This window comes from Capnocytophaga sp. ARDL2 (genome assembly GCF_041530365.1).
GTDB lineage: Bacteria > Bacteroidota > Bacteroidia > Flavobacteriales > Flavobacteriaceae > Flavobacterium.
Map to the genome: position 1 here is coordinate 933,886 of NZ_CP168034.1, position 17,105 is coordinate 950,990.

12 protein-coding genes are annotated in these 17,105 nt (G+C 35.6%); 2 read left to right on the forward strand and 10 right to left on the reverse strand.

The genetic code is table 11. The features are described from left to right. Window positions 1-29: 29 nt before the first annotated feature. The 6 genes from AB4865_RS04610 to ruvA all read right to left on the reverse strand — a co-directional run bounded on the left by AB4865_RS04610 (window position 30) and on the right by ruvA (window position 10,785). Window positions 30-1,121 carry a glycosyltransferase gene (locus AB4865_RS04610; protein WP_372474560.1) on the reverse strand — a complete coding sequence of 364 codons (1,092 nt, stop codon included), beginning with the start codon at window positions 1,119-1,121 and terminating at the stop codon, window positions 30-32. Next, window positions 1,118-1,903, reverse strand: a complete 786-nt coding sequence (locus AB4865_RS04615; protein WP_372474561.1) for a DUF5672 family protein — start codon at window positions 1,901-1,903, stop codon at window positions 1,118-1,120. Before AB4865_RS04615 ends, AB4865_RS04610 begins: the two co-directional genes overlap by 4 nt. A 98-nt stretch (window positions 1,904-2,001) precedes the next feature. Beyond that, complete coding sequence (locus AB4865_RS04620; RefSeq protein WP_372474562.1) at window positions 2,002-2,364, reverse strand: VanZ family protein; 363 nt, start codon at window positions 2,362-2,364, stop codon at window positions 2,002-2,004. After that, window positions 2,357-2,737 carry a glycine cleavage system protein GcvH gene (gene gcvH, locus AB4865_RS04625; RefSeq protein ID WP_372474563.1) on the reverse strand — a complete coding sequence of 127 codons (381 nt, stop codon included), beginning with the start codon at window positions 2,735-2,737 and terminating at the stop codon, window positions 2,357-2,359. Before gcvH ends, AB4865_RS04620 begins: the two co-directional genes overlap by 8 nt. 162 nt (window positions 2,738-2,899) lie before the next feature. Beyond that, entirely contained in the window at window positions 2,900-10,204 is a 7,305-nt protein-coding gene (gene sprA / locus AB4865_RS04630; RefSeq protein WP_372474565.1) for a cell surface protein SprA, read from the reverse strand. Further along, window positions 10,204-10,785: a Holliday junction branch migration protein RuvA gene (gene ruvA / locus AB4865_RS04635; RefSeq protein ID WP_372474566.1), complete on the reverse strand. Its 582-nt coding sequence runs from the start codon at window positions 10,783-10,785 to the stop codon at window positions 10,204-10,206. The genes sprA and ruvA overlap by 1 nt, the downstream gene beginning before the upstream one ends. 132 nt (window positions 10,786-10,917) lie before the next feature. Here ruvA and AB4865_RS04640 point away from each other — a divergent pair, with 132 nt between their 5' ends. Next, window positions 10,918-11,595: an SDR family NAD(P)-dependent oxidoreductase gene (locus AB4865_RS04640; protein ID WP_372474567.1), complete on the forward strand. Its 678-nt coding sequence runs from the start codon at window positions 10,918-10,920 to the stop codon at window positions 11,593-11,595. A 3-nt stretch (window positions 11,596-11,598) separates the two neighbouring features. Next, window positions 11,599-12,192, forward strand: coding sequence for a SprT-like domain-containing protein (locus AB4865_RS04645; RefSeq protein ID WP_372474568.1), 594 nt, complete (start codon window positions 11,599-11,601; stop codon window positions 12,190-12,192). A gap of 38 nt (window positions 12,193-12,230) precedes the next feature. Here the strand turns inward: AB4865_RS04645 and AB4865_RS04650 are convergent, their stop codons facing one another. The 4 genes from AB4865_RS04650 to AB4865_RS04665 form a co-directional block, all read right to left on the reverse strand. Beyond that, entirely contained in the window at window positions 12,231-13,595 is a 1,365-nt protein-coding gene (locus AB4865_RS04650) for a peptidylprolyl isomerase (RefSeq protein WP_372474569.1), read from the reverse strand. A 61-nt stretch (window positions 13,596-13,656) separates the two neighbouring features. Then, a complete protein-coding gene (locus AB4865_RS04655) occupies window positions 13,657-15,567 on the reverse strand; it encodes a peptidylprolyl isomerase (RefSeq protein ID WP_372474570.1) in 1,911 nt (636 codons plus the stop codon). Window positions 15,568-15,672: 105 nt separating this feature from the next. Then, entirely contained in the window at window positions 15,673-16,182 is a 510-nt protein-coding gene (locus tag AB4865_RS04660; protein ID WP_372474571.1) for a gamma carbonic anhydrase family protein, read from the reverse strand. 129 nt (window positions 16,183-16,311) lie between these two features. Next, on the reverse strand, window positions 16,312-17,022 hold the full coding sequence (locus tag AB4865_RS04665) for a response regulator transcription factor (RefSeq protein WP_372474572.1): 711 nt from the start codon (window positions 17,020-17,022) through the stop codon (window positions 16,312-16,314). Window positions 17,023-17,105 lie beyond the last annotated feature (83 nt).

The window sequence follows — 17,105 nt, forward strand, 5'->3', positions numbered from 1 at the left end:
CCACAAATCAAAGGCAATTACAGTAATTTTCATTTGATACTTTTATAAAATTGATAGTAATTTTCTTCTAAATTTTTCAAATCAAATTGCTTGTTTACCAATTCAAAACTCTTTTCTTGAAATTGACGTTTCAAATCATCATTATTTAGTATCGACAAGCAATGATTTGCCAATTGGTCAACAGCTTTTAGTGGTGTTACAAATCCGTTTTCGCCAGAGATGACTACTTCTGCAATCCCACCAGCGTTGGTAGAAACGATAGGAACTCTCGAGGCAAAGGCTTCGTAAATTACCAACGGCAAGCCCTCGCTGATAGAGGTCATCAACAATATATCGAACTCGTTTAGGTAATCGGCTACATTTTTTTTGAATCCTAAAAAAATAATGTATTCCGTAAGATTTTTTGATGCTACCAACGTTTTTAAATCGGCTTCCTTTTCGCCTTTTCCAATGATAACGAATCGAACATTATTTTCTTGTTCAACGATTTTTTCGGCAGTTTCTATAAAAGTAATCAAATCTTTTTGGTCGGTTAGAGAAGCCACATTTCCAATGATTTTTGTGGAAACATCCCATCCCATTTCTTTGTGAATCAGATGTGTTTTAGGGTTGTTGGCAAATTGTTTTACATCAATTGCGTCGTAAATCGTTTGTAATTTGCTATCGGGGGTATCGATGTCTCTATATATTTGTTCTACTGCTTTAGAAACTGAAACAATCTTATAAATCCAAGGACTATTGTATTTCCATTTTTTAGACAATCCGCTTTTTATAGGGTTATTTCGTTTACGGCTATATATGATTTTACAATTTTTTGGCAAAAATGGCTTGGCCAATAATGCTGCAGACAAGGCACTGGAATCGTGAATGTGTAAAACCGTAATGTTTAATGATTTTACCAATTCTATGATAGGTTTTACCAAAGAAAAAACTTTGTTTTTTCTTTGGTAACCTATTATATTCTCGCCTTCGTTAGTACCCTTTTCAAACAATACAGAACTGTTTGGACAAAGTATATATTGATTAAATTCAGGATATTTTTTCAGCAAATGATAGATGGTGTACATTTGAGCATCACCACCACGCCATTCTACGATTGAGGTTACATTTAGTATGTTCATATATATTTTTTCCAAAAAGTTTTTACTTGTTTTTTGTTAAATCCATGACAGGCAAAAGGTAATGTGCCATTTGTGAATTTCATTGCCATTTTTGGGTTGATGTCCCATGCAAAATAAACAGCTTCGGTATATTTAGGGATTTTTATATTGTGTTTTGTAGGAGTATACAACGACCAAAACACATCTTCGATATGATAATTGTCCTTGGTTTTATTTGTTTGGAAATCTTGTATTTGCTGTTGTTCTTTTTTGCAAATGTCTATAAAAGCTTGATTTTTTCTCAATGAAAAACCTCCATTTCCTACTTTGTTTATATGTGGATACAGTTTTTCTCTGCCTGTGATGAGTTTTTTTAGCGTATTAAAAAATCTTCTATAAGACAAATACAAAGGGTTGTAACTACTATCCAACCAAGGAGCTCCGATGTAATCATAGTTTTTTGTAGTCCAATGTTCCAATTGATTTTCGAAAACAAATACATCGGTCTGACAAATCAATGTATAAGTGTAATCTGCAAATCTTTGGTAAAAATCTGTTGAAAGCATCAATAAATTGTAATTATCGATAGATTTAAAAAAATGGTCGTCAAAACGTTCAATACTGTAGTTTGATATAAAATTGTATGATTGTAAAAAATCTGTATTCAACGATTGAGGCACTACAAAGGCTATAGGAAAACTGCCCAAATGTTTGAAAATGCTCTTTAGTGAAACAATTTCAAACGATTTGAATGTGTTTTTATACAACGGTATTGCAATAATTACATTTTTTGACGGTTGCATTTTTACTTGAAATTTAGTACAAATATACTATTTTTTCTAAGTTGAAGCCAATCCCTTTTCTACTTAAAATCATATTTTTAAAACAACAAAAAAAGTAGTCAATAACGACTACTTTTTTTTATAATTTGTACCAATACAAAACCTGAAATAACTCCGAGGCTATTTGCTATAATGTCATGCCATTCAAAGCTGCGGTATCCTGTGTATTGTTGAGCGATTTCTATTATTACACCAAATGCTATAGCGAAAAAAATAAACGCCCAATTTTTTGTTTTACCTGTATCTATTGCCATACGCCATAGAAATGCAAAAATCACATAGATTGTAAAGTGCATCCATTTGTCGATGTAGGGAATAGAGACTTTTGGAGTACGGCTCGCAATGACCGAAAGGTCTATCAAGCAAAAGACAATGATTGCAAAAGTCCAGAGTAGAGCAAGTATTGCAAAGGTTTTACGCACCGATCAATGCTTTATAATCCTCAGCAGACAACAAGTTGTCAAACTCAGATGGATTAGAAACTTTTACTTTTACCATCCATCCCGCTCCGTAAGGAGCTGTGTTTACCAATTCTGGTTCACTCTCTAATTCTTCGTTGAATTCGATGATTTCTCCAGACAAAGGCAAGAACAAATCAGATACTGTTTTTACAGCCTCTACTGTACCGAAAACTTCGTCTTGAGCCAACGTTTGATCTACTGTTTCTACTTCTACATAAACAATGTCTCCTAATTCTTTTTGAGCAAAATCAGTAATTCCTACTGTAGCTACATCTCCATCTACACTTACCCACTCGTGGTCTTTAGTGTATTTTAAATTTGCTGGTATGTTCATATTTTATATGTGTTTTTTAATTTTTTTACAAAGATAGAAATATAATGATAGGAATAAAATTTTTATTAAAGAATTTAAGGACTATGAATAAAAAACACCCCAGAAGAATTCGTCTTCGGGGTGTAGTTTAGTTTATATTTTCCCCTTTTGGGGTTAGGGGCTTTAATTCAAAGAATACCTCAATGTAAACCCTGAACGAATGTTGGTTACAGGGAACATCGTCGAAATCACTGCTTTTGAGAAATTGTGTTCGTAATAGAAAATTCCTGTAAAGTTTTTACTAAAACGATAATCTGCCATTGCATTGATTGTCCATATATCTTGTCCTGCTCCTACTTGATTGTTTTCATAATCCAAGAAGCGTATCAAAGTATGGTTGCGTTGCCAGTTTACTCCCAATTTTACATTGATATCACTCACGATGCGTCCGTTGTTGTCCACGCCTTCAAAGTCGGTCTGAATCGCTACATCTTTGATTCTAAATCCTACTTCAAAACGGTAGTCCATTCCGCTGGTTTCAGACAATAAATTGTTGTCAAAACTCATTGAAAGCATACGATGTTTGTTGAGTGTTGCTATGAATTTGAAATCATTTTTGGTTTCAAATTCCAACTTCATCAACGGATTGAATCGCTCTACCATATTGATATTGTTTACTACGATTTTTGAAGGGAAATTTCCCGAAGCATTGAGCTGGTTTGGATTTTCCAAAAAGTCGTAGTTGGTCTGATAGTTTCCAATTGTATAACTCGACATATATCCGTGTTGCAATGAAACGCGTTTGAAACGATTTCTAAAGAAAGCCAAATCGGTCAATCCTCTATAGTTGAGTGTCCATCCTGGTATTGGGATTTTTCTAAAGAATCCGTTGGGCGTTTTGTTTACATCTTGACCTTGGTAAGCTGCCAAAAACGCTGGAATCAACACTTCTTGACTGGTGCGTCCATATCCTATAGGATAGCCGTATTGGTCTCTGTTTGCAGGATTGTTGATATCGATTCCTGCTTCGGTTGCCAATCGTTCGGCTACTATCATACGGTTGTTTCTAAAGCGGTCAAACGCTACTGATGAATGTACATCACTTGGCAAAAATGCCGTGCGTAGCATATTAGTGCTGATTTCAAAATATCCGTATTCAAATGACGAACGCGAATTGTAAGCTCCATCAGTTACATCGTATTGTTCCGACATATTGTAGCTTTCCATTCTGTTGGCTCTAAAATCTACCGTTAGATTTTTGATAGGTTTGTAATCTGCGGTAAAATCCAATCGTTGGGTGTGAACTTGTTGATACACTTGGTTAAATTCTGGATAGGTAGTAAGCCATCCTCGTTTTGCCGCTTCGTATCGTATATCCCTTTGCTCTCCGAGTACAAATCCCAAGGTAGGTTTTGCTGAACCAAAAAATCCTAATCCTGGCAAAAATCCTGGTAAAACGGTTCCGTTGGTTTCGTTGTAGTTGATTCCTACATTCTTCACTCCGGTTACCACTTTAACTATTCCATCTACAAAAGGAGAATTTTCTTTTTCTTCTTTCTCTTTAGAATCTTTGTCAGATTTTTGGTTTTTGTTTTCAATTTTCTGACCTGGTTTTGGAGCCGTAGTTACAGTTTTCTTTTTAGGTTTATTGGTATTGGGTACCAATCCTAAGAAACTGTACAATTTGTCCATAGACAATGTGGTGTTCAATCTGTGGGTGTTTGCATTTTGAATGGTATTACCCAAGTTGTACGAAACTCCATTGTAATCGATTTCCGACATTGCCAATGAGGCTCTTGTCCAGCTGTAATCTCCAGTGTATGAATAGTTGGATTTGATAAATGCTAAGAACGGAAATTTGCTAAACGGCAATTCGTAATTTAGGGTAAATTGTTGCATGCGGTTGTTTGGATTTCCTATGTCGAAATATCCATCCCAAATACCCAATTCGTTGTTTACTCTTCCATCGTTTAGGAAATAGTTTCTTACTATATTTACATTCGAAACTCTATAATCCACTTTGATAGATTTGGTCAAATCCATATTGAATCCATACGCATAGTTAAAGAAATAATTTCGTCTAAACAACGGTTGAATTTCTATGCCTTGTACATCGACCATTCTATATTTTTGTTGATTGAATTGACGGATGATGTTTGTATTGAAATTTACTGCCGAAGGCAATGGATTTATGTTTACATCGGTCAACCATTTCAAATAACGATTGTTTGATACTTTTTTAAATGGTTCTACTGAAAACGGCTTAAAAGCAAACGCATAATCAACTGTAGTACGAGCTTGTTGGTCGAGATAACTTTCGATTTCAAAATTTCTTTGTTCTACTTGGTTGAAACTTTGAGATACGGTAAAGTTTTCTATGTCGTAAAATCTCGCTTTTTGTTCAGGTGCTCGATCTTTTCTTACACCGATAAAGTTGATTGATGAGCGTTTGGTATATTCGATAGCACGGTCTAAAATAGCATCTTTTTCGGCTTTAGTTCCTGCAAAATCTCTCACATCTTTCAATCGCAAATCAGGGTTGTTTGGATCGTATTCTGGAGTGATTTTTTCCTCCGAAACCGAATACGACATTGGGATGTTCAACCTCCAATTTTTAGGTAATAATTGATGTGTGTTTACAGCCGTAGTTACATTGTACGAAAAGACATCTTCACGACTTCTCTCTTGTGGCATTTGCTCGAGCGAACCAAAACCAATTGTCGATTTGTTTACACTAGCGGTTACTAAAGCAAAATCGGCAATTTGAGCATCCATTACTGCCTGTGCAGCCCATCCACCTTTTTCGTCCAAATCAGACATACGCAATTCGTTGAACCAAACTTCGCCTCGTATATCTCGTGGTTGCTGAGCCGTGTTTGCATACAATACATCGGTGTTGTTTTTTATACCCAACATTACGGTACGCACTCGTCCAAAATTTGGATTTCCTTTGATACCAATCGTCAATGGATTTAACGAAAGGGTAGAAGGGTCGAGTTCGGTTTCCGTTTTGAAATAAATTGCATTCGGATCTTGGTTTGGATCGGTATTTCTTTGCAATTTTATTTTGTTTAGCAATTCCAAACGTAATTCCATTTCATTGGCTTCTGGCCAAATCAAATCAGGTAAATTAGTTCCCCAATCAGTGGTTTTTAATGGATATTCAATTTGATAATAATTGCTTGTAAAGTCATTACCAAATCGTATAAACGCTACCATTTCATTGTCTTGCAATCTGTCGGAATGATTGACATCTTCCAAAGCTTCGGCGTGAACAAACATTCTCATTTTTTTGTATTCACGCATATCAAAATCAAAGTTTTTAAATACCGCACGAGAATCTCCCGGTTGTAAACCATTGTTTCCTCCAGCTGTTTCGCTTTGACGATATACTCTCAACGACAAGGCTTGTTCGTTTTGATTGATGAGCGTATTGTTTTGGTTGATTACTTCTCTTCTCAACCCTGGTGGCAATACATAAGGAATCGGTTGACGAGTGGCATTGTTGATAATGTTGAGCGTCGTAACATCAAACCCTGTATTGGTGTCAATTGGTTGATTGATTGGGTTGTCTGCCAATGATTGTGTATAGCGTCTCCAGTCACTTCGTATTAAATTTAACGATCCAAAACGCAAAGTCACTTCGTCAGAAAATCCAGTCAAAAACATACGCATAAAGCGTACAGATTGCAAGTCTGATATAGCACCCACGGCGTACTGACTTTCTGTAGAAATAGGAATTTTGTACTGAATCCATTTTACTGGTACTGTTTCTCCGGTGTTGAGAGTCTGCGTAGTAGTTTGAATATCTACTACATAGTTTTGACCTATAATCGGATTGCTGTGGATAGGCACCTCGTATTGAAAATACGCATTGATGGTATTCATCGTATTATCATTGTCAATGTCTTCAACATCTGGATAGGTGTTGTTTCCACGATTGGTATCAGAAAATTCGATTGGATTGTTTCCTTCCAATCCGTTGTAATTTTTATATCTGGTAACGATATCTCCCGAAGTATTCAAGAAATATTCGTAGTTGTCTGCGGCTGGGTCGCTCAAATGGGCGAATTCTGGAAATTTTGTTCCCTCTTCGTTGTCAAGGATTCCATCCAAACCTGCATCTTGAAATACACGATTGGCTCCGTCGTTGTCAAACGCATAAATCAAAGCAGTTGATGCCGGAACTTTCCCCCAAATAGTAGAAATAGTTGGACTGTTGGTATTTGCTCCTGGTAATCCGTTTTCGTATTGTTTGAAACCATCTTGTAAAATATCTTCAGAAATGTATCCCAAGTTGAAGAATAATTTACCTGTGTTGTTTGGCGAAATATGATCTCCTTCGTTTCCTGTATAAGGATCCATTAACCAAAATTCGATGTATTCTATATTGGCATTTTCAAAATTGGTCGTTGACACACTGCGCATAATACCTCCCCAATTGTTTTCAGGATTTGGTAATTCGTTGTTTGCCAAAAATGCTGGGTTGTAATTGTACATACCTCTTTCTTTTGGAAAATAAGATAAGTTGAGTGTATGTACTACCAAGCTTTCTCCTTGTGCCACATCCATATTTGGATACAGTTCGGATTTGTATATTCTACGCGTACGGTTTGATGCCAAATGTGTTTCATTGATTCCATTAGGTCTCAAAGTAGGTGAGTAAAATACATTGTCGATGCTGTACCATGCCAATTTTGCTCTTCTATATCCGGATTGGTTGGTAGAAAAATGTTCGCCATATCCTACAGGCACACTCGTATGTTTCCATGATAAAGGTGACAACATATCAATATTGACTTGAGTGGTTTCAAAATTGTCGATATAAACCGTTGGTTCGTTATTTAGTTGGTCATATTTTGAAGCACCAGGTTTCAAATAAGCAAATTCCCCTTTCAATGAAATACGCGAAGGAGCATCAGTGTCGATATTTGGTAATTTGTTTACCCAACGAGTCAAAAACGGAGCTTCTTTGCTAAAGTTGAAATTGAACCCATAAATCGAGTTGTTTACCGATGTTTGATCATACATTGATTTATTGGTAAAAGGAACTTCGTTTAATGTTAAATATGTTGCTCCAATGATAAAATCGTCAGAAAATTTATGATCGACATGTACTCCATAGAAATTGCGTCTTTGCATACTAAACGATTGGTTGCTTTCCACTGAAATTTCCACAGGAGTATCCGAATTTTGCAACGAAGGGTCAATAATTGTTACAAATCCTCGTTGATAATCCACAGTATAATCCATACCTTCTGCCAAAGTACGACCACCTGCTGTAACAATCACAGAGCCTGGTTGAAGATTGGAACTTCCTACATAGATTCCATCACCACGTGAACTTCTATATTTTCCTTTCAATTGGAATTTGTTTTTTTCTGTATCTTGAAGAGCTTTTGCATACGACTGACGGTACAAACTCTTGTAAACATATTTCAATTGGTTTTCGTTGTAGGTAGCTTCGCTTTCGTAATCTTCTGTACCATTTACAGACAATTTTTTAAACAAATATTCACCAAAAGGCTCAACAGTCGTAAAGATGATGCGACCGTTTTGTTCGTCGATAGTGATTCCTTCAAAACGGTTGTTGTTACGCTGTTGTTGATTGTCGAAATAGGCGTTTCCTTGTCCTTGATTGTTAAAGTTGTTGTCTAACCCTCCGTTTGTATTGGTTTGAGCATTGGCGATGTAGTCAAAATATCCATCACCATCAATTTGAGGGTCGTTGGTGTTGTTCAATCTATCCAAGTGAAACACTCGCAAAAGAGTTGTTTCTTTTACATCGTCAGGTAGTGGAGTACCACCCACTGGTTCAATATAATTCAGCGGTTGAGGATCGGTATAAAGGATGTTGAATCTAAATCCTTCTTGCGAAATTTGATTTCCATTGATTTTATAGATGTTTTTCATCATCAAATTCCACACGGGTTCCTCAGTTGCAGTAAGTGAACTCTTCAACATTTTCAATACCAAACCTTGCGTAGTAGGGATGTCCATATTGTTTTGATCCTGACCAACAACAGTAGCATCTACACCATCGGTACCAAATTCTCCGACTTTGTAGATTTTGTCTCCGATGGTATATTCAAAAGCCACGGCGAGTACTTCGTCGTTTGCCAATGGTTGTTGCAAAGAGATATATCCCAATTGCGGGTGAAATTTAAACTCAGATTCCGTCAATTTTCTCGCGTTTTCGAGTTTTGCAAAATCACGCCCTTCGGTTACAGGGATATTAAATCCTGCGATAGCACTGTTGATTTGACGCACCTGTTCGTTAAGGTAATTCGTCCCCATTTCTTCTGGGTTGAATTTATTGTTTGTGTTGTCCGCAGGAGCATCCAATGTCTTATTTACAAAGAAATCGGGATGATTGTTTAGGTCAACACCCACCAATTTTTCTGCATCGATGGTACTACTTCTACCTTCTCCCAAATCTTGGATTGCGATGATGTTTCGCATATTGTTGTTGGTCGTAGCGATGCGGTTTTGACGATTGGTCACCCAAACTTCCACACGGTTGATACGCACTCTACTGTCGATATATGGATAGCGACGCAATGCCTTGTCGTAATTATTTCTAAAGTATTGCGAAAGAAAGAAGTGGCGGTCTCGTTCGTAATCCAATGCAAATAATTCAAAGTTTTGCACCAATCCACCACCTTCGGTTACGATGGTATTTCTTTGTGATTGTTGTCGAGCCATAACTCCTGTAATGTGCGTACGACCAAACTGCAATTGAGATTTGATACCAAATAGATTTTGAGCACCTCGAACCAAAGAGTTGTTTACCGGCATACTCACATTACCCACTTCAAGGGCTTGTAAAATATCGTCTTCACCTGGTTTGTATTGCAATTTTGCCAACTGTTGTTGAAACCCAAACATAGCTTGTGTATCATAGTTGATATTTACATCCATATTGGTTCCAACTTTACCTTTCAACCCCATGCTGATACGAGGTTTGAAATCCAAAGCAAACACTCGTCGGTTACGAGGAGAAATAATCGGATTGTCTTGCTTGGTATAGCGAATACCCAAATCCGTTTCTACCTGTCCCATAGGTTTGATGTCTATGGTATTGCTACCAAAGATGGTTTCAAACAACTTGGAGTTTACATAATATTGAGGAAGTAAATCTTTTTGCTCTTCTTCACTGAGTTTTCCTTCTACGGCTGCAACTTTTTTGCTGTAATAATCACGCATAGTGATTTTTAGTAACAAGTCTTCGTATTCTTTTCGCGTAAGAACCAGAGGATGTTGCATATCAAATTCGTCGATTTGAACCGTATAGATATAACGGTCAGTTTCGGCATCATAGCGATACAATTTGATGATTTTGTCAATATCATCAAGCTGTAAGTTTCCCTTTTTTACCCATTGAACCGAATCTTGAACGGTTTCTTGAGCAAATGAATGCTGACTCACAAAAAATAGGAAAGCATTGAGTAGGATTATAAGTTGTATTGAAAAGTTATTCTTTTTCATTAAATATTTTTCAAAGACCATTTAATAATTTCTTCTACAGTAGCTTCAGGGTTTTGTTTTAGTGCGTTTTTCACAGCACTTTCAGCTGCTTTTCTAGCAAAACCTAAAACTTCGAGTGCAGCAATTGCTTCTTCCGATTGATGAGCAACGGAAGGAGTAGAACTTTCCTGAATATCGTACATTTTCAGTACCTTTTCTTTTAGTTCGATGACCATTCGTTGAGCCGTTTTCAAACCAATGCCTTTGATTGCTTGAATAGTTTTTGTCTCTTCATTGGCGATGGCATTCAATAAATCTTTTGGATGAATGTACGATAAAATATTTCGAGCGGTGTTTGCACCAATACCCGAAACGGACATTAGTAATTTAAAGATTTCTCGTTCCAATTTGTCTTTAAAGCCAAATAGAATATGAGCATCTTCTCTCACATGCAAATAAGTATAGAGTGAAATATTCTCTTCATTTCCGATTTGAGAATAGGTATGTAGTGATATATGTAGTTGATAGCCAATGCCATTTATATCAATGATGAGTTCGGTAGGCGATTTTTCTATCAATCTTCCTTTTATAAAAGCAATCATTTCAAAATTTTTTTCAAAAGTATGAAAAAAAAATGGAAAGTTGAGGACGTTTATACCTTTTGAATATTCATCCTACTATAGTTTAATTTTTTTTCTAAGGTATTAATTCTCTATCTTTGCGAAAATTTTTTTATGAAAACTATCGTAATCACAGGTACAAGTAGAGGAATTGGGGCTGAATTGACTTTACAATTGGCAAAAGAAGGTCATACCGTTATTGCTCTTTCGAGAAAAAACAATCCAGATTTTGATGCATTTAAAAATATTCATTTTTTGTCGGTAGATTTGTCTGAGGTTCAATCAATAGAACAATTAAAAAACAATATTCAATCGATAACTACTTCTGTAGATGTAATTATTCACAATGCGGGTGCAATTGTAAATAGACCATTTGAAGAGATTACAAACGAAGATTTTCTATTCTTATATCGTGTAAATGTAATCGGTGTGGCTCAACTCAATCAAGTCGTCTTGCCGATGATGAATGCAGGTGGTCATGTGGTAACCATCAGTAGTATGGGAGGAGTTCATGGTACAATGAAATTTCCAGGATTAGCAGCATATAGTTCTAGTAAAGCCGCTGCAATTACCCTTTCGGAATTGTTGGCAGAGGAATATAAAGAACAAAAGATTTCTTTTAATGTTTTGGCATTAGGTGCAGTGCAAACTGAAATGTTAGAAGAGGCGTTTCCTGGGTATCAAGCACCGATTCAGCCTTATGAAATGGCTGTTTATATCAAAGATTTTGCGTTGACTGCAAACAAGTATTTTAACGGAAAAGTATTGCAAGTTTCTTCGACTACACCATAATAAATGAAGTCTATTTTAGAAAAATATCTCCCCGAAGCTGCTGTTGATCGTGTTTTTACATTGATTCAGATCTATCATGTGCATTTGAAAATTGTAAACGAACGCAAAACACGCCACGGAGATTATCAAAAGGTGGCTAATAGATTTCATCAAATTACTATAAATGCAAATCTGAATAAATATAAATTTTTAATTACCACTATTCATGAAATCGCTCATTTGGTGGCTTTTGAAAAATATGGCAGAAACATCAAACCACATGGAGTAGAGTGGAAACTCACTTTTCAACATTTGATGTTGCCTTTTATCAATCCCATAGTTTTTCCGAATGAGTTGTTGCCTTTATTGGCAAATCATTTTAAAAATCCATCTGCAAGTAGTGATACAGATGCAATCTTGTCTATGGCATTGAAAAAATACGATGCTGTTTCTTCGAAAGTTTTTGTAGATGAATTGCCTATCGGAACTTATTTTCACATTGGTGATGGGAGAGTGTTTAAAAAAGGAAAATTGAGAGTAAAACTCTTTGAATGTGTAGAAATAAAAACTAGAAAAACATATTTATTTCGTCCTAATTCTCAAGTTGAATTGATATAAAAAAGACTGTCTATAAATGACAGTCTTTTTTATGTAGACTATTTCTTCAACCAGTTGCTCGAAAACTCACAGTTTTTGTAGTCGTCCACGATATAGATATAGGTGTCTTCTACTTTTTCGTTGATCCATTTTTGGATTTGTTTCTGTTGTTTTGCAAGCAAAGCTTGTTCTTTTATTTCCATATAGTCGGTAGAAAAATCGGCGGTATGGCGAGGAATTTTTCGTGTCATTTCGATGATTTTATAAACCTTTTCTTGGCGCCCCAATTCCGAAGCATAGTACGGCTGTGAGATTTCTTTTTCTTGCAATTTGTTTACCGCATAAAACAAATTTGAGTCTTCTACCAAGGCTTGTGCAGGAATACGCGTTTCACCTTCTGCTGAAAAACTAATCAATCCACCGCTGGATTTAGTATCTTTTGATTCTGAATACATACGAGCAGCATCCGAAAAAGTGATTTCTTTGTTGAGGATACGCACACGCAAATCTTCTATTTTCTTCTGAGCTTCAGTTATGGCTTCTTCTGTTGGTTTCGGAGAAATCAAAATGTGTCTGATGTCCAAATCTCCACCATCGATTTTCTCCAAATAGATGATATGATATCCATATTCTGTAAGGAATGGGTCGGAAATTTCTCCTTCTTTTAGTGAAAATGCCACATCTTTAAATTCTTTTACAAATGGTGTTTTTTTGTTCATTTTGTAAAATCCACCTGTACGAATAGACCCAGGATCTTCTGTGTAAAGCGTCGCCTGCATCTGAAAGCTATAGCCGTCCAATACTCTTTGTTTGATTTCATTCAATTGGTCGATAACTTTTTGTTTTTCCTCTTGAGATACGACTGGTTTAATTACAATTTCAGACAATTCGTAAGCCTCTTCTATTATCGGTAATTTGTCAGCAGGAAACGAATTGAAATACTGTCTTACTTCCTCTGGTGTGATTTGTACTTTATCTACAATGGCATATTGTTTTGCAGATGCCAATCGATTGGTTTTTACGATGTCGTGTAATGCTGTTTTAATCTCTTCGAAGTTTTTCTTCTTTTGCATTTTTACTGCATTCTCTACTGAACCGTAGTACTCTATCATTCTATCCAATTGATTGTCAACAATGCTATTGATTTCGGCGTCAGATACAACTATAGAATCTTGCACCGCATGATGGGCAAACATTTTGTTTTCGAGTAAACTACCCAAAACTTGGCAACGAGTAAAATTACTCATATCTGATTGTTTTACCTCGGCTTCGAGAAACATTTTATCGATGTCTGACTCTAAAATTACATGACTTCCCACTACTGCAACGACACCGTCAATCGTTTTTTTCGATGGTTGTGCAAAGACAAAAATGTTTCCTAAAACGAAACTACAAAGTAAAAATAATATGTTTGATTTTTTCATTTTCTAAAAAATTTGCTACAAAGGTAATTTCTACAATTTTGTTTATGAAATATTTTGATGATTAATTGTTTTTATATTTTGAATATTTTTCATCCAAAAGCGTTCGTTCTTCTGTTGAATATTGAATTTTAGCTTTTTGTTTTAAATTTTCCAAATATTCTTTTTCAAATTGAATGGCATATTCCTCTTGGATTTTTGATTTCAATTCTTCAAAAGGCGGAAAAGTTTCCCAAGTGGTTTCATTTTGAAAAACATAATAGTTTCCATTTTTAGAAATGATACCTTTTTGAATGTCATCTATTGTCAGCTGATTAGGCAATTTTTGATGATTTATGCCAAATGTTCCTTTGTAAATACTTATGTCTTTTTCAGAGAAACGATTTGTTTTCAAAAATTTAGAAGCTGATTTTTTGTTGTTGAATTTGTAAATTTCTCCTTTGTAAATTTTATTGGGTTTAAAAGATTTTTTCTCCTTTTCATATATTTCCAAAAGAGCTTGTTCGTTGTTTCGTGCTTTTTCCCAAACTTCGCTTTGCATCAAATCAAAAAGTAAAATCCCTTCTTTGTATTCGTTGAGAACATACACATATTCTGGATGTTTTAAAGGTAATTGCTTTTCGTGGTATTCCTTCAAAACATGTAGTGTATAGGCTTCGATGGCTTTTTGGGCGATGGTATCGTCCTCGTCATACATATCAAACGAATATTTATTGTCGTACACCCATTTTAGCATCTGTTCGTTGGTTTGCGACCATTTGCCGTTTTCTATGGTAAAGGCGTTGTTTTGATAGATTTTACCTTTTAGTGGTTTGTATGAAGGTTGCTGTAAAAAAGCTAAATTGATTTTGCTTTTTACCTCTTGAAAACTGGGTTTGAAATGGTATTCTTTTGTGAGAAATTCTACCAAATCATCTTCCAAAACCTTTGCTCGTTGGTCATTTTTTACCTTTCTTTCCATGATAAAAAAGGCTTCATCATCGCTGATATACGGATGAATTTTTTCTACTTTAAAAAGATGGTATCCAAAATCGCTTTTTATCGGTTGAGAAAATTCTTGTTCTTGCAAGTCATACACCGTTTCGCCTACATGTGGAATATTGAAATTTTTCTCCACAAATCGCCCAAAATATCCTCTTTGCTGTCTTCCAGCCCAATCGTCGCTATCTGTGGATGCCAATTCTGCAAAATCTGCTCCCAATTGCAGTTGATTGTACAAAGTATAGGCTTTTGTTTGGGCATTTTCAAATGAATTATCTTCTGATTTTTTGACAAAAATGTGCGAAATTTCTCTTACTTGAGGTTTGCGTTTTTTGTCGGTAACATACACCAAATGATACCCAAATTCCGAACGAATAGGTAGTGAAACTTCGCCAACCGGCGTGTTGTAAGCCGCACTTTCAAACGGGTATACCATTTTCAAAACACTGAAATACCCCAAATCGCCTTTGTTTTTTTGAGCCGAAGGGTCTTCGGAATAAGCAAGAACTGCCTCTGAAAAATCCATGCCGTTGATGATTTTTTCTCTGATTTCCAACGCTTTGTTGTAGGCTTTTTGATTTTCTTGGGGTGATTTTATCAAGATATGCGAGGCTCTTACTTCGTATTTGTCTCGTTCTACCGCCTCTTTTACTAAGTCGTGCAATACCTTTTCATTGATAAAAAACTTTTCTTTCAACTGTTCTTGAAAGATACTTACCTCGTCTTTGTACGATTCTTTTTCATGCAATCCCAAACGATAAGCCTCTTGCAATTTTAGTTTGTAAAGCACATACAAATCAAAGTATTTGTTTACATCTTTTTGATGGACATCTGCCACCATATCGAGGTTTTTGGTATATAATCGTTCAAAATCTTGCTTGTAATAGATTGAATCATTGATTGTAAGGAACGGAGTTTTATCATTCGAATTTTGAGCTGTTGTCAGCTGAAAAAACGAAAGACCTATTCCTAAATATAACCATTTTTTTATCATTTTCAATTTTTTTTATTTTACCACATTGACACAAAGGTTCTTCACGGCGGAGAATCAGAGATGCTTCGCTTTTAGAGAAAACATAGTTTTTATTTTGGTAATTTTCTACTGCCAACTTGCGTATAAAACATAATTATTGCTGATGCGTTCGATTTCGCCTGCAAAATCCGATGCGTTGAGTTCTTTAACTCTTTTTGCAGGGATACCCGCATAAATACCATTAGGTAACAATTTCATATTTTGAGTTACCACCGCACCAGCTGCAATGATCACATTGCTATGTACCACCACATTGTCCATCACAATAGCTCCCATTCCTACCAATACATTGTCGTGAATAGTGCATCCGTGTACAATGGCATTATGACCAATCGATACATTGTTTCCGATTTTTGTTGGGTGTTTTTTGTAGGTGCAATGTACCACGGCATTGTCTTGCACATTTACTCTATTTCCCATTTCGATAGAGTGTACATCTCCACGCAACACAGCGTTGTACCAAATACTACATTCAGTTCCCATAGTTACATCACCAACAATCGTTGCGTTTTCGGCAACGAAACAATTGTTGGGAATTATAGGGCTTTTTCCGTTTATTTCTTTTATCAGTGGCATTTTTAGTCAGTTTAAAACAAAATTTCTCAAAAATACGCATTTCATAGTAAGTATAGGGAAAATAAATGTAAAAATTGGGTTAAAATAAAACGACTGCAAGAAAACTTCTCACAGTCGCATACAGGTTTATTATTTTTCTTTCACTACCAATCTAAATCCTTCTCCGTGTACATTCAAGATTTCTACATTCGGATCAAGTTTTAGATATTTTCTCAATTTTGCGATGTAAACATCCATACTACGAGAAGTAAAATAGTTGTCATCTCTCCAGATTTTTGTCAATGCCAATTCTCTCGGCATCAAATCATTTTCGTGAAGAATCAACATTTTCAACAACTCGTTTTCTTTTGGTGATAATTTGATAGGTTCTTCACCTTCGATTGTCAAGAATCTCAATTTGGAATTCAAATGGAATTTACCAATTTGGAATTCAAATTTTGTTGATTCGTTGTTGTTTTCAAAATGCTTTCTTTGGATAATCGCTTTTACCTTTAGCATCAATACTTCCGAATCAAACGGTTTGTTTAGGTAGTCGTCAGCACCTACTTTATACCCTTTCAACACATCTTCTCTCATGTTTTTTGCCGTAAGGAAAATAATAGGCACTTGCTTGTTTTTTTCGCGTATTTCTTTTGCTAATGTAAATCCGTCTTTGTAAGGCATCATTACATCAAGAATACAAAGGTCGAAATTTTCTTTTCTAAATTTCTCAAAACCTTCCATTCCGTTTTTTGCCAATACGACATCAAAATCACCCATTAAAAGGTAGTCTCTCAAAATAGCTCCAAAATTTGGATCGTCTTCTACTAATAAAATTTTCTTTTTTGTTATCTCTTCCATGATATTTAATTGGTTTTTAAATTATTAATTATTCGTTTTATCGGGCAAATATTTTAATTTTATTGGGCAAATAGCTATTCGCC